The 21,217-nt window shown below is 38.1% G+C and carries 16 protein-coding genes; 14 read left to right on the top strand and 2 right to left on the bottom strand.

Annotation, left to right across the window (positions count from 1 at the left end; genetic code table 11):
• Window positions 1–250: 250 nt before the first annotated feature.
• The 6 genes from speE to CD003_RS19935 all read left to right on the top strand — a co-directional run bounded on the left by speE (window position 251) and on the right by CD003_RS19935 (window position 5,474).
• Window positions 251–1,078, top strand: coding sequence for a spermidine synthase (gene speE / locus CD003_RS19910; protein ID WP_096203006.1), 828 nt, complete (start codon window positions 251–253; stop codon window positions 1,076–1,078).
• 12 nt (window positions 1,079–1,090) lie between these two features.
• Complete coding sequence (gene speB, locus CD003_RS19915; protein ID WP_096203007.1) at window positions 1,091–1,963, top strand: agmatinase; 873 nt, start codon at window positions 1,091–1,093, stop codon at window positions 1,961–1,963.
• A 277-nt stretch (window positions 1,964–2,240) separates the two neighbouring features.
• A complete protein-coding gene (locus CD003_RS19920) occupies window positions 2,241–2,684 on the top strand; it encodes a DUF1934 domain-containing protein (RefSeq protein ID WP_096203008.1) in 444 nt (147 codons plus the stop codon).
• Entirely contained in the window at window positions 2,684–4,354 is a 1,671-nt protein-coding gene (gene argS / locus CD003_RS19925) for an arginine--tRNA ligase (RefSeq protein ID WP_096203009.1), read from the top strand. The genes CD003_RS19920 and argS overlap by 1 nt, the downstream gene beginning before the upstream one ends.
• 138 nt (window positions 4,355–4,492) lie before the next feature.
• On the top strand, window positions 4,493–4,669 hold the full coding sequence (locus tag CD003_RS19930) for a XapX domain-containing protein (RefSeq protein WP_096203010.1): 177 nt from the start codon (window positions 4,493–4,495) through the stop codon (window positions 4,667–4,669).
• Window positions 4,670–4,691: 22 nt separating this feature from the next.
• Window positions 4,692–5,474, top strand: coding sequence for an alpha/beta fold hydrolase (locus CD003_RS19935; RefSeq protein WP_096203011.1), 783 nt, complete (start codon window positions 4,692–4,694; stop codon window positions 5,472–5,474).
• Between the two features lie 122 nt (window positions 5,475–5,596).
• Here the strand turns inward: CD003_RS19935 and CD003_RS19940 are convergent, their stop codons facing one another.
• Both CD003_RS19940 and cls read right to left on the bottom strand, forming a co-directional pair.
• Complete coding sequence (locus tag CD003_RS19940) at window positions 5,597–7,477, bottom strand: heavy metal translocating P-type ATPase (RefSeq protein ID WP_257008405.1); 1,881 nt, start codon at window positions 7,475–7,477, stop codon at window positions 5,597–5,599.
• A gap of 236 nt (window positions 7,478–7,713) precedes the next feature.
• On the bottom strand, window positions 7,714–8,910 hold the full coding sequence (cls, locus tag CD003_RS19945; protein WP_096203013.1) for a cardiolipin synthase: 1,197 nt from the start codon (window positions 8,908–8,910) through the stop codon (window positions 7,714–7,716).
• A 244-nt stretch (window positions 8,911–9,154) separates the two neighbouring features.
• Between cls and CD003_RS19950 the strand changes: the two genes are divergently transcribed.
• The 8 genes from CD003_RS19950 (at window position 9,155) to rpoE (ending at window position 21,181) form a co-directional block, all read left to right on the top strand.
• Window positions 9,155–11,257, top strand: coding sequence for a (Fe-S)-binding protein (locus CD003_RS19950; protein ID WP_096203014.1), 2,103 nt, complete (start codon window positions 9,155–9,157; stop codon window positions 11,255–11,257).
• Window positions 11,258–11,543: 286 nt separating this feature from the next.
• The gene (locus CD003_RS19955) at window positions 11,544–12,719 is read left to right on the top strand and encodes an acetyl-CoA C-acetyltransferase (RefSeq protein WP_096203015.1); all 1,176 of its coding nucleotides are present in this window, start codon (window positions 11,544–11,546) and stop codon (window positions 12,717–12,719) included.
• Between the two features lie 122 nt (window positions 12,720–12,841).
• The gene (locus tag CD003_RS19960; RefSeq protein WP_096203016.1) at window positions 12,842–13,693 is read left to right on the top strand and encodes a 3-hydroxybutyryl-CoA dehydrogenase; all 852 of its coding nucleotides are present in this window, start codon (window positions 12,842–12,844) and stop codon (window positions 13,691–13,693) included.
• Between the two features lie 24 nt (window positions 13,694–13,717).
• Window positions 13,718–14,860 carry an acyl-CoA dehydrogenase gene (locus tag CD003_RS19965; protein ID WP_096203017.1) on the top strand — a complete coding sequence of 381 codons (1,143 nt, stop codon included), beginning with the start codon at window positions 13,718–13,720 and terminating at the stop codon, window positions 14,858–14,860.
• 219 nt (window positions 14,861–15,079) lie between these two features.
• Entirely contained in the window at window positions 15,080–16,222 is a 1,143-nt protein-coding gene (locus tag CD003_RS19970; RefSeq protein WP_096203018.1) for an acyl-CoA dehydrogenase, read from the top strand.
• A 118-nt stretch (window positions 16,223–16,340) separates the two neighbouring features.
• Window positions 16,341–16,979 (top strand): TetR/AcrR family transcriptional regulator, encoded by a 639-nt coding sequence (locus tag CD003_RS19975; protein WP_179295655.1) that lies wholly within the window; start codon window positions 16,341–16,343, stop codon window positions 16,977–16,979.
• Window positions 16,980–17,014: 35 nt separating this feature from the next.
• On the top strand, window positions 17,015–20,278 hold the full coding sequence (gene icmF / locus CD003_RS19980; RefSeq protein ID WP_096203020.1) for a fused isobutyryl-CoA mutase/GTPase IcmF: 3,264 nt from the start codon (window positions 17,015–17,017) through the stop codon (window positions 20,276–20,278).
• A gap of 378 nt (window positions 20,279–20,656) precedes the next feature.
• Window positions 20,657–21,181: a DNA-directed RNA polymerase subunit delta gene (rpoE, locus tag CD003_RS19985; RefSeq protein ID WP_306453969.1), complete on the top strand. Its 525-nt coding sequence runs from the start codon at window positions 20,657–20,659 to the stop codon at window positions 21,179–21,181.
• Window positions 21,182–21,217: the final 36 nt, after the last annotated feature.

The raw sequence follows: 21,217 nt of genomic DNA on the forward strand, positions 1-21,217 counted from the left end.
TTTTCAGCAGCCTTGTAAAATCCGACTTTTTTCTACAAAAACTAGAAAATATTACTTGCATTTTTTTCTCGTTGATTTATACTTTTTTTGACTTTGTTTTAGATTAGATTTAGAAATTCCACTTTTAGAGCATCAAAACTAGGGAAAGCTATCTAGTGAGGCTCTTCAAAATTTTGTTATCTACTTTCTTGATGGACCTTAATAAATCGTATGTACGATAGTTTATAGATTTAAGATGAGGTGACTAAAAATGGAATTATGGTATACAGAAAAGCAAACAGAGCGGTTTGGGATTAAAGCGAAAGTGAAGCGTACGTTACATACAGAGCAAACTGAGTTCCAAAAGCTTGATATGATTGAGACTGAGGAATTTGGAAACATGCTAGTATTAGATGGCATGGTTATGACAACAGAAAAGGATGAGTTTGTTTATCATGAAATGGTGGCTCATGTCCCATTGTTTACTCACCCAAACCCGAAGAATGTCCTAGTCGTTGGTGGAGGAGACGGAGGAGTTATTCGTGAAGTATTGAAGCATCCATCTGTAACAAAGGCAACACTCGTTGAAATTGATGGTAAAGTTATTGAGTATTCAAAGAAGTATCTTCCGTCCATTGCCGGTGCACTAGATGACCCTCGTGTTAATGTTCAAGTTGATGATGGTTTTATGCATATTGCGAAAAGTGAGGCTATTTATGACGTAATTATGGTTGATTCAACGGAACCAGTTGGTCCTGCAGTCAATCTATTTACAAAAGGATTTTACGAGGGGATTTCTAAAGCATTAAAAGAAGATGGTGTGTTTGTAGCTCAAACAGATAACCCATGGTTCCATTCAGATTTGATTACAAATGTATTTAAGGATGTAAAAGAGACATTTCCAATCACACGTTTATATACAGCGAATATCCCAACGTATCCTAGTGGCTTATGGACGTTCACAATCGGTTCAAAGAAGCACGATCCACTTGAGATAGAGGATAATCGTTTCCATGAGATTGAAACGAAGTATTACACTAAGGAACTTCACAAAGCAGCCTTTGCATTACCACGCTTTGTAGGCGATCTAATTAAATAAGGAGGCTCTATCATGCGTTTTGATGAAGCTTATTCAGGAAATGTATTTATATTAAGTAACCCAAATTATGAGGAAAGTAAGGCGGTCATTTACGGTATGCCAATGGATTGGACAGTGTCTTTCCGTCCTGGCTCACGTTTTGGACCAGCGAGAATTCGTGAAGCATCACTAGGACTAGAGGAATACAGTCCTTATTTAGACAAGCATCTAGAGGAAGTTAATTACTTTGATGCAGGAGATGTTCCTTTACCATTTGGAAATCCAGCAAGAAGCATTGATATGATTGAAGACTATATTGATAAGTTAATTGCTGATGGAAAATTCCCATTAGGACTTGGCGGAGAGCATCTTGTATCATGGCCAATTTTTAGAGCAATGTATAAAAAGTACTCAGATATGGCGATTATTCATATTGATGCACATGCTGACCTTCGTGAACAGTATGAAGGAGAGCCACTTTCTCATTCTACGCCAATTCGTAAAGCGTGTGAGTTAATCGGTCCTGAAAATGTCTTTTCATTTGGAATTCGTTCAGGAATGCGCGAAGAATTTCAGTATGCAAAAGAGTCGGGAATGCACATGTCAAAATTTGAAGTCGCTGCACCGTTAAAGGAAGTGCTACCAAAGCTAGCAGGTAGGAATGTGTACGTGACAATCGATATTGATGTATTAGATCCTGCACACGCACCTGGTACAGGTACAGCAGAAGCTGGTGGCATTACATCGAAAGAGCTATTAGAGGCAATTCACTCAATTGCAAATTCGGATATAAATGTCATTGGAGCAGATTTAGTTGAAGTAGCTCCCGCTTATGACCCAACAGAGCAAACACAAATTGCAGCAAGTAAATTCATTCGTGAAATTCTACTTGGATGGGTGAAATAAAATTTATAATTATGATGTATGAATTATGAATTTTAGAGTAGTTAAGTTAATTGTTAATGATTAATAGTTAATTAGAAATTGGCTAACTAACTTAATTTAAAGAGTACGGGGTTCCCGTGCTTTTTTGTTTTCAGTTATAGTATGCTTTGTAATTATAACTGAATATTTTTCCTGGCTTGCTTGCAACAATGAGAAGAAAGGACTAAAATTTAAAGAGGCTAGTAAAAGAAACCCTTGTTAGCATCATAATAGTAGTAGAGGAAGAGACAATACTTATATGAAATGGTTACAGACTGATCGAATAGATGTAGACGTCACGTTACGTGTCAACCGTATACAAAATGGAAACAAACAATTAGACCACATTAAAACAGTTGGTCAATTACATGAGAAAAATCAATCACTCTATCTTCATTATGAAGAAGAGCTAGAAGAGGTAGGGAAGGTTCGCACTCTCATTAAGGTTACTGACGCAGATGTAACAATTATCCGTCAAGGTGCAGTTCAAATGAGACAACCTTTTCTATTACATAAAACAACATCTGGTACATATCATTCGCCTTTTGGCTTATTAGAAATGGAAACAACGACTAACGAACTTCAATTTGAATGGTCGAAAGAGAAACAGAGTGGGCAATTGATTTTAAGCTATCAGCTATTACTTCAAGGTGAAGATGGCGGAGAGCACGAGTTAACGATATATGTGGAGGAGGCAAAATAATGAACAGTGTTGAACAAATTAAAGAGCAATTAAAAAGTGAAATTATTGAAGCTGTACTTAGAGCAGAACTAGCTACAAAAGATACAATGCCTGTCGTTGTATTAGAAACGCCAAAGGATAAAGCTCACGGGGATTATGCGACAAACATGGCGATGCAGTTAGCAAGAGTGGCGAAAAAGGCACCTCGTGCGATTGCAGAGGAGTTAGTAGCGCAGCTTGATAAAGAAAAGGCATCAATTGCCAAAGTAGAAATTGCAGGACCGGGCTTTATTAATTTTTACATGGACAATGCGTATCTACGTGATGTGATTACAACGGTATTAGAAGCAAATCAAAACTATGGTCAAACAAATGTAGGTAACAATACGAAAATCCAAGTGGAGTTTGTTTCAGCAAACCCAACAGGAAACCTTCATTTAGGACATGCTCGTGGTGCAGCGGTAGGAGATTCTTTATGTAATATCCTCGCGAAGGCAGGCTATGACGTGTCTCGTGAATACTATATAAATGATGCAGGAAACCAAATTAATAACCTAGCATTGTCACTAGAGGCACGCTACTTTGAAGCGTTAGGTATGGAAAAGGAAATGCCTGAGGGTGGTTATCACGGTGCGGACATTATTGGCTTCGGTAAAGAGCTAGCTAATGAGCATGGGGATCGTTTTATTAATGAATCCGAGGAAGAGCGCCTTGCTTTCTTCCGTGAATTCGGATTAAAAAGAGAGTTAGATAAAATCAAATATGATTTGGGAGAGTTCCGTGTTCAATTTGATAATTGGTTCTCAGAAACTTCATTATATACATCTGGAAAAGTAGAAGAAACATTAGCTTTACTGAATGAAAAAGGCGAGACGTTTGAAGAAGATGGAGCAACTTGGTTCCGTTCGACTGCATATGGAGATGACAAAGATCGAGTATTAATTAAAAACGATGGGTCGTACACATATTTAACACCAGATATTGCCTACCATCAAGACAAGATGAAGCGTGGTTTTGATAAGCTAATTAATATTTGGGGAGCAGATCATCATGGATACATTCCGCGAATGAAGGCTGCAATCCAGGCACTTGGTTACAATAAAGACCAAATGGATGTTGAAATCATTCAAATGGTTAGCTTGTATCAAAATGGTGAAAAGGTAAAAATGAGTAAGCGTACAGGGAAAGCAGTTACTTTACGTGATTTAATGGAAGAGGTAGGAACGGATGCAACACGCTACTTCTTTGCGATGCGTAGTGCTGACACGCACCTTGATTTTGATATGGATTTAGCCGTATCTCGCTCAAATGAAAATCCAGTGTATTATGTTCAATATGCACATGCACGTATATGCAGTATTCTACGTCAAGGCGAAGAATTAGGCATTACAGCAAGTACAGACTTTGACTTAAATCAAATCTCGACTGAAAAAGAATATGACCTATTAAAGAAAATCGGTGAGTTCCCTGAGGCAGTAGCTGAAGCAGCAGAGAAGCTTTCTCCACACCGAATGACAAACTATGTATTCGAATTGGCGTCTGCATTCCATAGCTTCTACAATGCAGAGCGTGTTGTAGACCCAGAAGATAAAGCGAAAAGCCAAGCTAGGCTTGCGTTAATTAAATCAGTTCAAATCACAATACTAAATGCATTAAGATTAATTGGTGTTCAAGCACCAGAGAAAATGTAAGTATTAATAACATGTTTGTAAATAATACTCTCTCTATAGTCTATATAGGGAGAGTTTCTCTTTTGATAACCGTTTTGTACCGGATAATAAATATTGCTCTTAATGGGCATAGTATAAATGAAAAAGGATGTGTTAAACGTGCAGGAAGTTATATTAGCATTGATAGCAGGTTTAATTGTAGGGTTTGTTTTTGCGTTAATTAAATTACCGATACCAGCACCACCTGCACTACCAGGTATCATGGGGATCTTTGGAATTTATTTTGGTTATAAGCTATACCAATGGGTAATGCCTTTTTTTACGAATGGAGGCTAACTAAATAGATGGAGGAATGCTAATGGCTTATGCTAAAGGTGTAATTGATACACCCATCTATTACGAATCAACAGGAAAAGGAACGCCAATTGTTTTTATACATCCACCAGGTATGGGACATGTTACATTTAAGAAGCAACAATCACTTGCAGACGACTTTCAAGTGATTACGTATGATATGCGTGGGAATGGAAGAAGTGGTAATCGAACTGGTACAATAACAATGTCAATGCAAGCAGAGGACATTATAGCAGTGCTAGACGATCTTCATGTGGATAGGGCTGTAATATGTGGCTATTCAAATGGAGGTTCCATTGCACAGGAATTTGCAATTTCATACCCAGACCGAACGCTTGGCGTCATACTATGTGGTGGATTTTCGGAAGTGAACAGTCTACTACTACGGAATGAATTTCGATTAGGAATATGGGCAGCTAGTAATAAGTTAATGAGCTTATTTTCTAATGTACTTTCAAAGGCTCATTGTAAAACGAAAGAATTCCAACAAGAGTTAGCTGATTATATTTTACGTACGAATCCACAAGTACTTGAAAAAATGTATGAAGAAGGTCTACATTATAAGTCAACAGACCGATTGAATGAAATTAATGTTCCGTTATTATTGGCTTACGGTGAACTAGAATTTTACACGCATCATTATCAATACCCTTTTAGAAATTCTATTAATGATGTTGAGGTTGTTTATATATCAAAGGCAACTCATCAACTCCCAACAAAAAATTATCAGGAACTAAATCGAATAATCACGGGCTTCATTAAACGTAAAATAGAAAAGAGGCTGTGACAAAAGTTTGACCTTTTGTCACAGCCTCGAAGCAATGAGCAAAGTCGCTACATCTTTCAAGGCGCATAGCGAACGGAGTCATTGCACCCTCTATTGAAGACTTGTATCTCACTCCCATACCGCTAATTCCGTAACAATCGAAGTCCATTTAAAATAACGAGTAACGTACTTCCTTCATGACCAATAACTCCTAGTGGAAGGGAGAGGTATTGAAAAAAGTTTGAAGCGATTAAGACAATAATAACAGCAATTGAAAAGATAATATTTTGTTTTATTATACGATTTAGACGTCTTGAAAGCTGCATTGCTTTTGTTAGTTTGGATAAATCATTCTTCATTAGGACAACATTCGATGATTCTATCGCAATATCTGTTCCAGCTCCCATAGCAATACCAACGTTTGCGGTAGCAAGCGCAGGGGCATCATTAATACCATCTCCAACCATTGCAACATGTTTGTATTTTTCTTTTAGTAATTTGATTTCCTCTACCTTTTTGTCAGGAAGACAGTTTGCTCGAAAGGTATCTAACTTAGTTTTATTTGAAATAACAGTAGCAGTTTTTTCGTGATCACCGGTAATCATAACAGTATAAATTCCATTTTTCTTCATTTGTTGAATAGCTTCGATTGCAGTATCCCTAACTGTGTCCTCTAATGCAAGGACACCAATGAGTCCTTTACTATCCTCAACGTAAACAACCGTTTTACCTTCTCCTGAAAGGATGGAGCCAATCTCATCATAGAATGAGGTTACTTCATCTTCCTTCATGAAATCACGTTTCCCGATTTTCCAATGTTCATTGTCTATTAAGGCTTCAACTCCCCAACCACTTACATCTGTAACTTGCTCTGGTTTAATTAAATTCAGAGAACTTTGTTGTTTACCATATCGGACAATTGCCTGTGCTAGAGGATGATTCGATTCATTTTCTATCGATGTTACGATTTGGTAAAAACGTTCCTCTTCATTTTCACGAATATACACATCTGTTACTTCTGGTTTTCCATTTGTAATTGTCCCGGTTTTATCTAGGGCGATAGCTTTAACCGAGCCTAATTCCTCAAGGTAGACCCCGCCTTTGAACAAAATTCCACTACGAGCACCATTTGAAATCGCAGATAAGGTAGCGGGCATAACGGATGCAACGAGTGCACATGGAGAAGCAACAACGAGAAGGACCATTCCTCGATAAAAGGATTCTTCCCAACTCCAGGAGAAAAGATATGGCGGTAGGATAATCATAAGCGCCACAAAGAGTAGGACAATTTTTACGTAAGGACCTTCAAAGCGCTCAATCCATTGTTGAGAAGGTGAAGCATCCTCTTTTGCTGATTGAACGAGAGTGATAATTTTTTGAAATAGAGTTTCATTACTTTTCTTAGTAACTGTGACTGTAATTGAACCATTTAAGTTGACAGTGCCAGCAAAAACCTCGTCACCGGTATGTTTAGAAATAGGCATGGACTCCCCAGTAATTGCTGCTTCATCAATTGTTGTTTCTCCAGAGAGAATCTCTCCATCTGCGCCTATACGCTCACCGGCTTTGACGAGCATCGCATCGCCTAACTGTAGGTCTTCAATAGCAACTTTCTTTTCTTTTCCCTCAACAAGAAGAGTGACTTCCTCAGGCTGTAGCTCCATTAGTGAAGATATGGCTTTATGGCTTCTATTTAACGTGTAGGTTTCCAGTGCACCACTCATTGCAAATATGAAGATAAGAATTGCACCCTCCGCCCAATAACCAATAATTGCAGCACCAATTGCTGCAATTATCATTAATACTTCAACACTCAATTTTCGCTCTTTAAAAAGCTCCTTTAAACCTTCTCGTGTTTTATAAAATCCCCCAGACAAATAAGCCAAGATATACAATGTAATAGCTGCTTCAGTGAGTCCCCGATAATCAATAAACGAAGCAACTCCTAGAAAAACTCCACTGATCAATGCTAGTGTTAACTGTCGGTTCTCAAGCAGTTTATTTCCCCATGATGATAAAACCATTTCATTCTCCTCCTTATTGAGAAAAAAAATCAACATCATTACCCTTAAAAACGACGAAAGCTGCCACCAGTGGTGACAGCAAACTCTAGAGTAGAGTTCAAAAAGGGTGTTTCTTTCCTTATTTGAACTGTTTAATGCTTGTTTTAGCTATTTTTTATTGTTTTTTCTAGTGTATCATACGACAGTTTGTCTCAGGTATAAAATTATTATAGTTAGTGCTGATTGTTCAGTAAAGACTATAATAAACCAGATATTAATGTTGCTACACGCTCTTTCCCCCGGTGAAATAATGAACGTGATTCCAAATCTTTTACCGTTAATCTTTCTGAGATAGAAATATCGTAATCCATTTCTTGTTTCACTATTTGAATAAATTCTGGACCATACATTAGGCAATTAATTTCATGGTCGATATGAAAACTTCTCTTATCAAAATTCGCTGTTCCAATATCACATACTTGGTCATCGATTATTAACGCTTTGGCATGGTAAAACCCACGGTAATAACGGTAGATTTCACAACCAGATTCTAAAAGGTCTTGAAAATAAGGAAAGGCAGCCTCTTTCACTAAAGGGTGATCCCCTTTTTTCGGTACAATAATTCGAACAAAAATCCCTCTTTTTGCAGCACGAATTAACTCTCCCTGAATAGAAGTGCCAGGAATAAAGTAAGGCGTCCCAATTGTAATTGTTTGTTTTGCTTGTCTTATTAAATCGATAAACGTATCTTCTAAATACACTCCGTCTGTAGGGAGGATGCGTAATGGAACCTTCCCTTGTCTAAGCTTTGGAAAGTAACGTTCTGAACTTAGCTGCTGTTTTGCTCCAACCTTCCAGTCCTGAACAAATTGCTCTTGGATATCTTGAACACCGTCGCCGTCAAGCCTTAAATGATAATCTCTCCAATAACCAAATTTCGGATCACGTCCTAAATATTCGTCACCAACGTTAAAACCACCGATGTAACCAATGTTGCCATCAACAATTGTAATTTTTCTATGGTTACGACGGTTTAATGTGAAGAAGATGTAAGGGAATTTAGCAGGGTGTGAAAAAGCAAATTGAACCCCGGCAGCTTGAAGCTCTTTTCTTTTTTTTCGACTTACCTGGCTGCCAATTCTATCGATCAATAGCCTTACTTCTAAACCTTCTTTTGCTTTGTCCATTAATAAATTTAAAAATTTAGTACTAATTGAATCTTCCTTTACGATGTAAAAGAGGACATGTATATGACTTGTTGCTTGTTTAATATCTTGAAACATGTTCTCAAAAAGTTGATCACCTGTTGGTAAAAATTTAACTGTTCCATATCTTGTTTCTTGAATTCTTTTCCTTGCTTCATTTTTTTGTACTTTCATTCCTAGTTTGAAGTCTATTCTACACCATAGGACAATAAGTATTAGTATGGAGATGGTAATTAGTAAAGGTATCATGGGAGCCTCCCGAGCAAAAGTATTAGTAAATAGGATATCCAAAAATTTATTCTCTATGAGTTGTTGAAAGGGGCGAAACAATAAGACTAAAAAGAATATTTAGAAATTTTTAATAAAATTTATCGACTGAATGCTCATTCATTGTACTTTTATGTTATAATGTCATCAACTAAGCATTATCTCGTTTTAAAAAGTAGAGAAAACCTTAATAAACAAACATAAAGGGGAAAAAGGAGTTGGTAATGTGGAAGCGTTGTCATGGGTTAATCTAATTGCTTTCTTGCTTGTTGTTGGATATGCACTTTATTTATTCGTTAACTTAGTAAAAACTCGTTATGAGTACATCAAGTTAGGTAAGAAAGTTGATTTTGATCATACAATGAAAGAACGTCTCAATGAAGTACTAGTCAATGTATTCGGTCAAAAGAAGTTAATGAAAGATAAAAAAAGTGGCGCTATTCACGTCATGTTTTTCTACGGGTTTTTACTCGTACAGTTTAGTGCCATTGATGTAATTTGGAAGGGACTAGCGGTAGGCTCTCATTTACCATTAGGACCTATCTATCCTTTCTTTACGTTATTCCAAGAGATTGTTGTATTAATGATTTTAGTAGCGGTTGTATGGGCATTCCATCGTCGTTACATTGAAAAGTTAGTTCGCTTAAAGCGTGGTTGGAAATCAGGGCTTGTTCTTGTATTTATTGGTGGGCTAATGGTTTCAAAGCTATTTGCAAAAGGGCTAGAAAAAGTTTGGTTAGACAAACCATTAACGGGATTTGAGCCAATTGCTTCAGCTATCGCTTCTGTTTTAGGAGGCATTGGGCCAACTGCAGCAGCTGCTGGATTCTTCGTATTCTGGTGGGCTCACTTATTATTCTTACTAATCTTCTTAGTATATATTCCACAATCAAAGCATGCTCACTTAATTGCTGGACCTGCGAACGTATTTGTTGGACGAACTCATAGAGTAGGACAACTTTCTTCAATAGATTTTGAAGATGAGAGCCAAGAGAAGTTTGGTAATAATATGATAGAAGATTTCAATCATAAGCAACTTTTAGATTTATATGCCTGTGTTGAATGTGGGCGCTGTACGAATGTGTGTCCGGCTGCAGGAACAGGAAAAATGCTATCACCAATGGATTTAATCGTAAAAATGCGTGACCATTTAACTGAAAAGGGAGCTGTCGTTACGTCCCGCTCTCCGTGGTTACCTACATTCGCATTTAATAATACAAAAGGAAACCAATTAGCGATGCAGTCAGCTGCAAACCAAGAAGTAGCTGCAGGCTATGACGTAAGCTTAATTGGAGATGTCATCACAGAAGAAGAAATTTGGGCTTGTACAACTTGTCGTAACTGTGAAGACCAATGTCCAGTTATGAACGAGCACGTAGATAAAATTATCGACATGAGACGTTATCTAGTTCTAACGGAAGGGAAAATGGATGCTGAAGCTCAACGTGCGATTACAAACATTGAGCGTCAAGGGAATCCATGGGGTATCAACCGTAAGGAACGTGAAAAGTGGCGTGAAGGCCGTGAAGATATTAACGTACCAACAGTGAAGGAAGTAGAAAAAGCAGGAGAAGAGTTTGAGTACTTATTCTTTGTTGGTTCAATGGGGTCATATGATAAGCGAAGCCAGAAAATTGCTCAATCATTAGCAAAAGTATTAAATGAAGCTGGTGTGAAGTTTGCGATTATTGGTAGTAAGGAAAAGAACTCAGGAGATACACCAAGACGAATTGGTAATGAGTTCTTATTCCAAGAACTAGCTAATGCAAACATTGAATTATTCCAAAAGCATAATGTGAAGAAAATCGTTACGATTGATCCACATGCTTATAATACGTTTAAAAATGAGTATCCAGAGTTTGGACTTGAAGGTGTGGAAGTATACCATCACACAGAATTACTATTTGAACTACTTCAGCAAGGTAAAATTAAGCCTGAACTTGAAGTAAATGAAACAATCGTATTCCATGATTCTTGTTATCTAGGACGTTATAATGACGTCTATGATGCACCACGTGAAATCTTAAAAGCAATTCCAGGTGTGCAGGTTGTTGAGATGGAACGTAATCGTGAAGAAGGAATGTGCTGTGGTGCAGGTGGCGGAATGATGTGGATGGAAGAAGATGCAGGCCAACGTGTGAATGTGGCAAGAACTGAGCAAGCTCTTGAAGTTCAACCATCTGTTATCGGAAGTGGCTGTCCTTACTGTTTAACAATGTTAAGTGATGGAACAAAGGCAAAAGAAGTAGATGAAACAGTGCAAACACTTGATATCGTAGAAATTTTAGAAAAATCACTTAAAATAAAGGAACAAGAAGAAGCAGTGTAGAATAGAATAATTATGAATTACGAGTTATGGGTTATGAATTTGAAATTGCAAATTAAAATTCAAAGTCTAACTTTATAAAGATTTAGTTATTTATTTTGAAGGTATGAAATAATAGTTTTATAGGGGCTAGGTTAGCCTCTATAAAACTTATAAAATTGTAAGCGTGTACAATCTATTTTCGTAATTATTTGAAGAGATTGTTTTTTTAAGATAGTAATCTGAGCGAGCGTTCGGTCGAAAAGATTGAATTTTCGTTACATACATAACCAATAAGGAGGTTTTACCATTGAAAACAGTAATTGTTAGTGGAGCAAGAACACCTTTTGGAAAATTTGGAGGTAGCTTAAGTTCTTTAAAAGCAGCAGAGCTTGGTGGAGTTGCGATTAAAGGTGCTCTAGAACGTGCTGGTGTTAAAGGAGAAGAGGTAAACGAGCTAATTATGGGTAATGTGCTACAAGGGGGACAAGGACAAATCCCTTCTAGGCAAGCTAGCCAATATGCAGGTCTGCCTTGGAGCGTACATACAGAAACAATAAATAAGGTCTGTGCTTCCGGTATGAGAAGTATTACGATGGCGGACCAAATTATTCGTGCAGGGGACGGAGAAGTTATCGTCGCTGGTGGAATGGAGTCTATGAGTAATGCACCTTACTTTTTACCAAAGGCACGTACAGGTCTGCGGATGGGTGACGGACAAATCATTGATTTAATGGTTCATGATGGACTGACTTGTTCATTTAACAAGGTTCATATGGGTACGTATGGGAATGACACAGCAAAAGAATATGGGATTTCAAGAGAAGAGCAGGACGAGTGGGCGTACAGAAGTCACAAGCTAGCAGCAGAAGCAATTGAAAAAGGACTATTCTCAGAAGAAATTGTCAATGTAGAAGTACCACAACGTAAGGGCGAGCCTGTTGTAGTTAATCAAGATGAGTCACCTAGAAGTGATACTTCAGTGGGATCATTAGCAAAGCTTAAATCTGTATTTTCTAAGGATGGAACAATTACTGCCGGGAATGCACCAGGGGTAAATGACGGTGCAGCAGCACTTGTTTTAATGAGTGATGAAAGGGCAAAGAAAGAGGGGAAAACACCTCTAGCAACGATCATCGGCCATACAGCTTTAGCGATACCAGCAGAAGAGTTTCCTAAAACACCAGGTCTAGTAATCAACCAATTACTAGAGAAGACAGGAAAAACACTTGAAGACATTGACTTATTTGAAGTAAATGAAGCCTTCTCTGCAGTCGCATTAACAAGTGGGAAAATCGCAAACCTTGACCCAGAGAAAGTAAATGTAAACGGTGGTGCAGTTGCTCTTGGTCATCCAATTGGAGCGAGCGGAACACGCATCATTCTAACACTCGCCTATGAGCTAAAACGTCGAGGAGGCGGCATCGGAATCGCATCCATCTGCAGCGGCGGAGGTCAAGGCGATGCGGTGATGATCGAAGTTTAGTGGAAATTATGAGTTATAAGTTATGAGTTATGAATTGAAAAACATCGTAGAAATACACAAGAGGTCTTTAATTCATAAATCATAATTCAGAATTAATAATTAAAAAAATGGGGGTTTTATATATGAGTATTCAAACGGTATTAGTTATTGGTGCAGGTCAGATGGGATCGGGGATTGCTCAAGTAAATGCAATGGCAGGTTTTGATGTGTATTTACATGACTTAAAGGAAGAGTATGTTGAGCGTGGGATGAACACGATTAAGAAAAACCTTGACCGTCAAGTTCAAAAGGAGCGTATGACAGGAGAAGAACGAGATGAAGTTTTGAGTCGTTTAACACCTTCTACAGATTTAAATAATGCGTCAAAGGTAGACATCGTGATTGAAGCAGCGATTGAAAATATGGAAATTAAATCAAAACTATTTGCTGACTTAGACAAAATTGCTCCAGAGCATGCAATTTTAGCAACAAATACATCTTCATTACCTATTACAGAAATTGCAGCGGCAACAAATCGTCCTGAAAAAGTAATCGGTATGCACTTTATGAATCCGGTGCCTGTAATGAAGCTTGTAGAAATCATTCGTGGGTTAGCAACAAGTGATGAAGTGTATCAAACCATCGAAGACATGTCGAAAAAACTAGATAAAATTCCAGTAGAGGTAAATGACTTCCCAGGCTTCGTTTCTAACCGTATCTTAATGCCAATGATTAATGAAGCAATCTACACAGTCTATGAAGGAGTAGCAACTCCAGAAGCAGTAGATGAAGTAATGAAGTTAGGGATGAATCATCCAATGGGGCCATTAACGCTAGCAGACTTTATTGGGTTGGATACGTGTTTATATATTATGGAAACATTACATGATGGCTTCGGTGATGATAAATACCGCCCTTGTCCATTACTTAGAAAATACGTTAAAGCAGGTTGGTTAGGTAAGAAGACAGGAAGAGGTTTCTATCAATATAACTAACAAGAATGTAATGGAGTGAAGACTATGAATCTATTATTTACAGAAGAACAAGAAATGATGCGAAAAATGGTTCGTGATTTTGCTAATGAGCAAATTGCACCTTTTATAGAGGAAATGGAAGAGAACGATACATTTCCACGGGGAATTGTTGACCAAATGGGTGAACTAGGGCTGATGGGTGTTCCAATATCCGAGCAATATGGTGGAGCAGAGATGGACTTTACCTCATATATCATTGCAATTAATGAGTTATCAAAAGTAAGCGCAACAGTTGGGGTTATTCTATCAGTTCATACATCTGTCGGAACAAATCCAATCCTTTACTTTGGTACGGAAGAACAAAAGCAAAAGTACGTTCCTAAATTAGCTTCAGGTCAGTTTCTAGGGGCGTTTGGCTTAACAGAACCAAGTGCAGGGTCGGATGCAGGTAGCCTACGTACATCTGCAGTAAAATCCGGTAACCATTACATCTTAAATGGAACAAAAGTATTCATTACAAATGCAGGAGAGGCAGACACGTACATTGTCTTCGCTTCAACAAATCCAGAAGCAGGATCAAAAGGGATATCTGCATTTATCGTTGAAAAGGACACACCAGGATTTTCAGTTGGAAAAAAAGAGAAAAAGATGGGACTGCACGGTTCAAATACATCAGAGCTTATTTTTGACAATGCAAAAGTGCCAGTTGAGAATCTTCTTGGAGAAGAAGGAGAAGGCTTTAAGATTGCAATGGCAAACCTGGATATAGGTAGAATCGGCATTGCAGCACAGGCGCTTGGTATAGCAGAAGCTGCATTAGAGGCTGCAACGGACTATGCAAAAGAACGTAAGCAATTTGGTCGCTCAATTGGTGCACAGCAAGGAATTGCATTTAAGCTAGCGGATATGGCAACAAAAGTAGAAGCTGCAAAACTTTTAACTTATAATGCAGCAAGCTTACGACAACAAGGATTAAGCTGTGGAAAAGAAGCATCAATGGCAAAGCTGTTTGCATCTCGAACAGCTGTTGAAGTAGCAACGGAAGCAATTCAAGTCTTTGGGGGCTACGGCTATACGAAGGACTATCCAGTTGAACGCTACTTCCGCGATGCGAAAGTGTGTGAAATCTATGAAGGAACAAGCGAAATTCAACGCATTGTTATCAATAAATCGCTACTAGGTAATTAGAAAAGGGTGGTTTACACCTTCTCTTATTACCAAGTTCAAATAGCAAAGCCGCTGTATGATTTTAAAGTTTACTATGAGTGTTTCTCCCATAGTAGACGCGCCGTGAGCGGAGTCTTGCCAACGTAGAGAAGCCCGCGAAAGTTTCAAAGCAGAATTGGACACAGTTACCTTTTGTAGTTACAAACAAATCTAGCAATTATTAAAAAGGAGAGATTATAGATGAATTTCGGATTAACAGAAGAACAACAAATGATTAGAAAAATGGTAAGAGATTTTGCAAAGAATGAAGTAGCGCCTACAGCAGAAGAGCGTGATGAAGAAGAGCGTTTTGATAGAGCTATCTTTGACCAAATGGCTGAGCTTGGCTTAACAGGTATTCCGTGGCCAGAAGAGTACGGTGGAATTGGTGGGGACTATGTGAGCTATTGTATAGCGGTAGAAGAACTATCTCGAGTGTGTGGATCTACAGGTGTAACGTTATCTGCTCACCTTTCTCTGGCAAGCTGGCCTATTTATAAATTCGGTACAGAAGAGCAAAAGCAAACTCACCTTCGTGCATTAGCAGAAGGAACGAAAATTGGTGCCTATGGACTTACAGAGCCAGGCGCAGGTTCGGACGTTGCTAATATGAAAACAACAGCAAAAGTAGATGGGGATGACTACATCTTAAATGGTTCGAAAATTTTTATAACAAACGGTGGAGTAGCAGATATCTATGTTGTATTTGCAGTGACAGACGCAGAGAAGCGCCATAAAGGTGTAACGGCATTTATCGTAGAAAGTGATATGCCAGGATTTTCTGTAGGGAAAAAGGAAAAGAAATTAGGAATTCGTTCATCACCTACAACTGAGATTATTTTTGAAGATGTTCGTGTACCTAAGGCAAATGTTCTTGGTAAAGAAGGAGAAGGCTTTAAGATTGCGATGATGACTCTTGATGGTGGTCGTAATGGTATCGCGGCACAAGCATTAGGAATTGCACAAGGGGCACTTGATGCTGCAGTTGACTATGCAAAAGAGCGTAAGCAGTTTGGTAAATCAATTGGTGCTCAGCAAGGGATTGCGTTTAAGTTAGCTGATATGGCAACGAAGATTGAAGCATCTCGACTACTGACGTACCAAGCTGCATGGAATGAAAGCCAAGGCATCCCTTATGGGAAAGAATCAGCGATGTCAAAATTATTTGCTGGTGATACAGCAATGGAAGTAACAATTGAAGCGGTTCAAGTCTTTGGAGGCTATGGCTATACGAAGGATTATCCAGTAGAGCGTTATATGCGTGATGCGAAAATCACACAAATTTATGAAGGTACAAATGAGATTCAACGTCTAGTAATTTCAAAAATGTTATTAGCAGATTAAGAGAGTTGGTTTACAATAGTAGGAAGAGGCTATTTTTTGATTTTTCTTAAAATTACCTTTAGGAAAACTCAAATAGTCTCTACTATTGAATCTATGACAGGGGAGAGGGATAACTTTGTTGAACAAAAAGAAGGTTCCTTCAATGGTCAAAGACCAACAACTCATAAAAAAACGTCGAGAGCAAATGGTCAAAGGCGCAGTGAACTTATTTAAAGAAAAAGGGTTTCATCGAACGACAACGAGAGAAATAGCAAAAGAATCAGGCTTTAGCATTGGTACTTTATATGAATATATTGGTTCGAAAGAAGATGTACTTTACCTTGTATGTGATGCGATTTACGAGGAAGTACGTGACCGCTTAAAACAATATCTAGAGATGGAAGATACATCAGGCATAGACAGATTGAAATTAGCAATTGCATCCTACTTTAAAGTGATTGATGAGATGCAGGATGAAGTTCTTGTTATGTATCAGGAAGCGAAATCGTTACCGAAAGAAGCGCTTCCGTATGTATTGCAAAAGGAAATTGAAATGACAGTGATGATTGAGAAAATCATTAAAGACTGTGTGGAAGCAAAGCTACTAAATCTTTCAGAACAAGAGACGAAGATGCTCGCGCATAACATCCTTGTTCAAGGACATATGTGGACGTTCCGACGATGGGCACTTCAAAAGCTTTATACAATTGAGGAATATACTGAAATTCAACTAAAACAAATGCTCCTAGGAATTGTTCAGAATGAAGAGGACAGATAATATCTAGTGAGGATCGACTAAGAGGAGGAATGAAGATGGAGACGGTAGAGATCTATCGACCGGCAAACCCAGTTCGTTTTGTAACCGCTTCAAGTTTATTTGACGGACATGATGCTTCGATTAATATAATGAGACGAATTTTGCAGGCTAGTGGGGTAGAGGTTATTCATCTAGGCCACAATCGTTCAGTTGAAGAAGTAGTAAAAGCAGCTATTCAAGAAGATGTGCAAGGGATTGCTATTTCCTCCTATCAGGGAGGGCATGTAGAGTATTTTAAATATTGTTATGATCTGTTAAAAGAACGTGGTGCAGGACATATCCGTATTTATGGTGGTGGAGGTGGTGTAATTACTCCACCAGAGATTAAAGAGTTACACGAGTATGGAATCACTCATATATTTTCTCCTGAAGACGGTCGTAAGCATGGACTGCAAGGAATGATTAACGACATGGTGGAAGAGTGCGACTTTCCAACAGTGAAGGATATTACAAATGAAATCGAGCAGTTAAAAGAAAAGAATGTTCGTGCAGTAGCAAGGATGATTTCTCTTGCTGAACAGCATTCAAGTGCAGGGCAGGAAGCAGCTGCTACATTAGAAAAAACCTTAAATGAATTAAAGAATATGACACAAGAAGTTCCCGTACTAGGGATTACAGGTACTGGTGGAGCAGGTAAAAGTTCATTAACAGATGAATTAGTACGTCGTTATTTAAATGAGTTTGATGACAAAACAATTGCCATTTTATCAATAGATCCAACGAAGCAGAAAACAGGTGGTGCTTTATTAGGTGACCGTATTCGTATGAATTCGATTCACACTGATCGCGTGTTTATGAGAAGTTTGGCAACTCGTGGGTCGAAAACAGAGATTTCTGCAAGTATTCGAGACGCAATAAATGTTGCAAAAGCAGCTGGATTTGATTTAATCATCGTTGAAACGAGTGGGATTGGACAAGGGGATGCGGAAATAACTGAAATTTCCGATGTGGCAATGTATGTAATGACAAGTGAATTTGGTGCGCCAACTCAATTAGAGAAAATTGACATGATTGATTTTGCGGACCTAATTGCAATTAATAAATTCGAACGTAAAGGCTCTGATGACGCATTACGTCATGTACGTAAACAATATCAAAGAAGTCATAACCGTTTTGAAGATGACCTTGACCAAATGCCTGTTTACGGAACGATCGCGAGTCAATTTAATGATATTGGTACAAATACACTATTTGTTGCAATTATCGACACAATCAATAAAAAGTGTGGAACAGATTGGACAACAAACCTTGAAACAAGCAAAGAAGTAGTGAAGAAGAACCTCATCATTCCACCAGACCGTACACAGTACTTACGTGATATTGTTCTATCAATCCGTAATTACAAGTCGTTTACTGATGAACAAGTAACAGTAGCAAGAAAGTTATTCCAAGTAACAGGAACTATAGAAGCTTTAAATGAAGCTGGAGTTACGGATGAGCAAGTAGTTGAACAATTAATTCAAGTAAAAGCTCATTACGAGACGAAGCTTCATCCGGATTCAAAAGCAATTCTTGATAACTGGGAAACATTAAAAGAGAATTATTCTGGAGATCAATTCATTACAAAGGTTCGGGGTAAGGAAATCGTTACAGAGTTAACGACAGAAAGTCTATCAGGAACAAAAATTCCGAAAGTAGCTCTTCCTAAATATAAGGATTGGGGCGAAATTTTAAAATGGTCAATGGAAGAAAACGTTCCTGGCTTATTCCCATTTACAGCCGGCGTATTTCCATTCAAGCGTAAAGGGGAAGATCCAAAGCGCCAATTTGCTGGGGAAGGAACTCCTGAACGTACGAATCGTCGCTTTCACTATCTATCAAAAGATGATGATGCAAAGCGCTTAAGTACGGCATTCGATTCAGTAACACTTTACGGGGAAGATCCTGACTATCGTCCTGATATTTACGGGAAAGTAGGCGAAAGTGGTGTAAATGTTTGTACACTTGATGATATGAAGAAGCTATATGCAGGCTTTGATTTATGTGCTCCTTCAACATCAGTATCAATGACTATTAACGGTCCTGCACCTATAATTTTAGCGATGTTTATGAATACAGCGATTGAACAGCAAGTAGAGAAATATGAAGTAGAAACAGGACAAAAGGTAACAGAGCAAGAGCTTCAAGAGATTAGAGACAGAACCCTTTCTACAGTTCGTGGAACGGTTCAGGCAGATATTTTGAAGGAAGATCAAGGACAGAATACGTGTATTTTCTCAACAGAATTTGCACTTCGCCTCATGGGTGACATTCAGCAGTACTTTATTGATAAAAAAGTTCGTAATTACTATTCGGTTTCTATTTCTGGCTACCACATTGCTGAAGCTGGAGCAAACCCGATTAGTCAACTTGCATTCACACTAGCAAATGGCTTTACGTACGTAGAGTACTATTTAAGCCGTGGCATGGATATTAATGACTTTGCACCAAACCTATCATTCTTCTTTAGTAACGGGTTAGATCCTGAATACGCAGTTCTAGGACGGGTAGCGAGAAGAATTTGGTCAACTGTTATGAAAAATAAATACAATGCAAACGAACGCAGTCAGAAGCTGAAGTATCATATTCAAACATCTGGACGCTCACTGCATGCACAAGAAATTGATTTTAATGATATTCGTACAACGCTGCAAGCTCTTATGGCGATTTATGATAACTGTAACTCATTGCATACAAATGCTTATGATGAAGCGATCACAACGCCTACAGAAGAATCTGTACGCCGTGCAATGGCGATTCAAATGATTATTACAAAAGAGCTAGGACTAGCGAAAAATGAAAATTCTCTGCAAGGGTCATTTATCATTGATGAGCTAACAGATCTTTTAGAAGAGGCCGTACTACAAGAGCTTGAGAGCATTAATGATCGTGGAGGAGTTCTTGGAGCAATGGAGACTCAATATCAAAGAGCGAAAATCCAAGAGGAATCTATGTATTATGAAATGCAAAAGCACAATGGTGATTTACCAATTATCGGTGTAAACACATACCTAAATCCAAACACACCGGATGAAGAAGAGTTTGATATGGAGCTAGCTCGTGCAACAAAAGAAGAAAAGGAACAACAAATTACAAACTTACGAGCATTCCAAGATAGAAACAAAGATGAAACACAAACAGCACTTAAACGTCTACAAGAGACAGCTGTATCAGGTGGCAATATCTTTGAGGAATTAATGGAAACAGTGAAGGTAGCGAGCCTAGGACAAATCACAACAGCTCTATACCAAGTCGGAGGACAGTATAGAAGAAACATGTAATGACGATAATTAACAGAAATAAAGGGGGGATTCCCCTTTATTTCTGTTTTTGTATGGGGGAGGGATTTATAAATTATGAATTATGAGTTATGAGTTATGAATTTTAAAATCAAGTTCAAGTTCAAGTGAAGAAGAATAGCCTAATCTAAACTTGGTTTATTCTTCGATGTTCTAGCATAGCTAGGGTGAGTCTTGATAAGTGCGGCTGAATTTATTCAGCAGGCACTAACAATTCATAACTCATAATACATAATTCATAATTGTTCTTTCCCCCTCCTCTAGCATAAACTAAGAAAATATGTTTATAATGAAAAGTATGATTTTTATTTACTGTATTGGTAAAACATTGTAATGATAGATGATGGAAAGTGAAAGGGAGTGCTACAGTTGACTATCCGTGAACTAAGTAAAGAAGAAATTTCAGAAATGTCGATGCTTGAAATTGCCCATGGTTTAATGAAGGAAGCAAGGAAACCATTTGCTTATATGGACTTATTAAAGCAGGTATCTGAAGCAAAAGGAATGTCTGAGGAAGAGATGTCAAATCGTATTTCGTACCTCTATACAGACTTAAATATCGATGGTCGCTTTGTCGTACTAGGCGATAACAAATGGGGATTAAAAAGCTGGTATCCATTAGAGCAAATTGAAGAAGAACTTGTACAAGCTCAGAAGGCGGCTCCTCGTAAGAAGAAAAAGTCAGCTGTTGAAGATGATGAGCTGGTTGATGAGCTAGATGAAGATTATGAGGATTTTGAAGATGAGTTTGAAGATTTAGAAGATGAATTAGATGAAATTTCGAATGAAGAAAATGAAGAAGATATAACTGAAATAGACGGCTTCGATGATGATTCGTCAGAAGATGACGAAGATGATGACTATGAAGATGAAGATGAGAAGTAAAATAATTTTGTCACCTCTTGACTTTTTATAGGGATC

The organism is Bacillus sp. FJAT-45350 (assembly GCF_002335805.1).
Lineage (GTDB): Bacteria > Bacillota > Bacilli > Bacillales > NISU01 > FJAT-45350.

Bases quoted from the DNA above. Each gene is read 5' to 3' on its own strand.
- speE (WP_096203006.1), top strand. From the start codon at position 251: ATGGAATTATGGTATACAGAAAAGCAAACAGAGCGGTTTGGGATTAAA.
- speB (WP_096203007.1), top strand. From the start codon at position 1,091: ATGCGTTTTGATGAAGCTTATTCAGGAAATGTATTTATATTAAGTAAC.
- CD003_RS19920 (WP_096203008.1), top strand. From the start codon at position 2,241: ATGAAATGGTTACAGACTGATCGAATAGATGTAGACGTCACGTTACGT.
- argS (WP_096203009.1), top strand. From the start codon at position 2,684: ATGAACAGTGTTGAACAAATTAAAGAGCAATTAAAAAGTGAAATTATT.
- CD003_RS19935 (WP_096203011.1), top strand. From the start codon at position 4,692: ATGGCTTATGCTAAAGGTGTAATTGATACACCCATCTATTACGAATCA.
- CD003_RS19940 (WP_257008405.1), bottom strand. From the start codon at position 7,477: ATGGTTTTATCATCATGGGGAAATAAACTGCTTGAGAACCGACAGTTA.
- cls (WP_096203013.1), bottom strand. From the start codon at position 8,910: ATGATACCTTTACTAATTACCATCTCCATACTAATACTTATTGTCCTA.
- CD003_RS19960 (WP_096203016.1), top strand. From the start codon at position 12,842: ATGAGTATTCAAACGGTATTAGTTATTGGTGCAGGTCAGATGGGATCG.
- CD003_RS19965 (WP_096203017.1), top strand. From the start codon at position 13,718: ATGAATCTATTATTTACAGAAGAACAAGAAATGATGCGAAAAATGGTT.
- CD003_RS19970 (WP_096203018.1), top strand. From the start codon at position 15,080: ATGAATTTCGGATTAACAGAAGAACAACAAATGATTAGAAAAATGGTA.
- icmF (WP_096203020.1), top strand. From the start codon at position 17,015: ATGGAGACGGTAGAGATCTATCGACCGGCAAACCCAGTTCGTTTTGTA.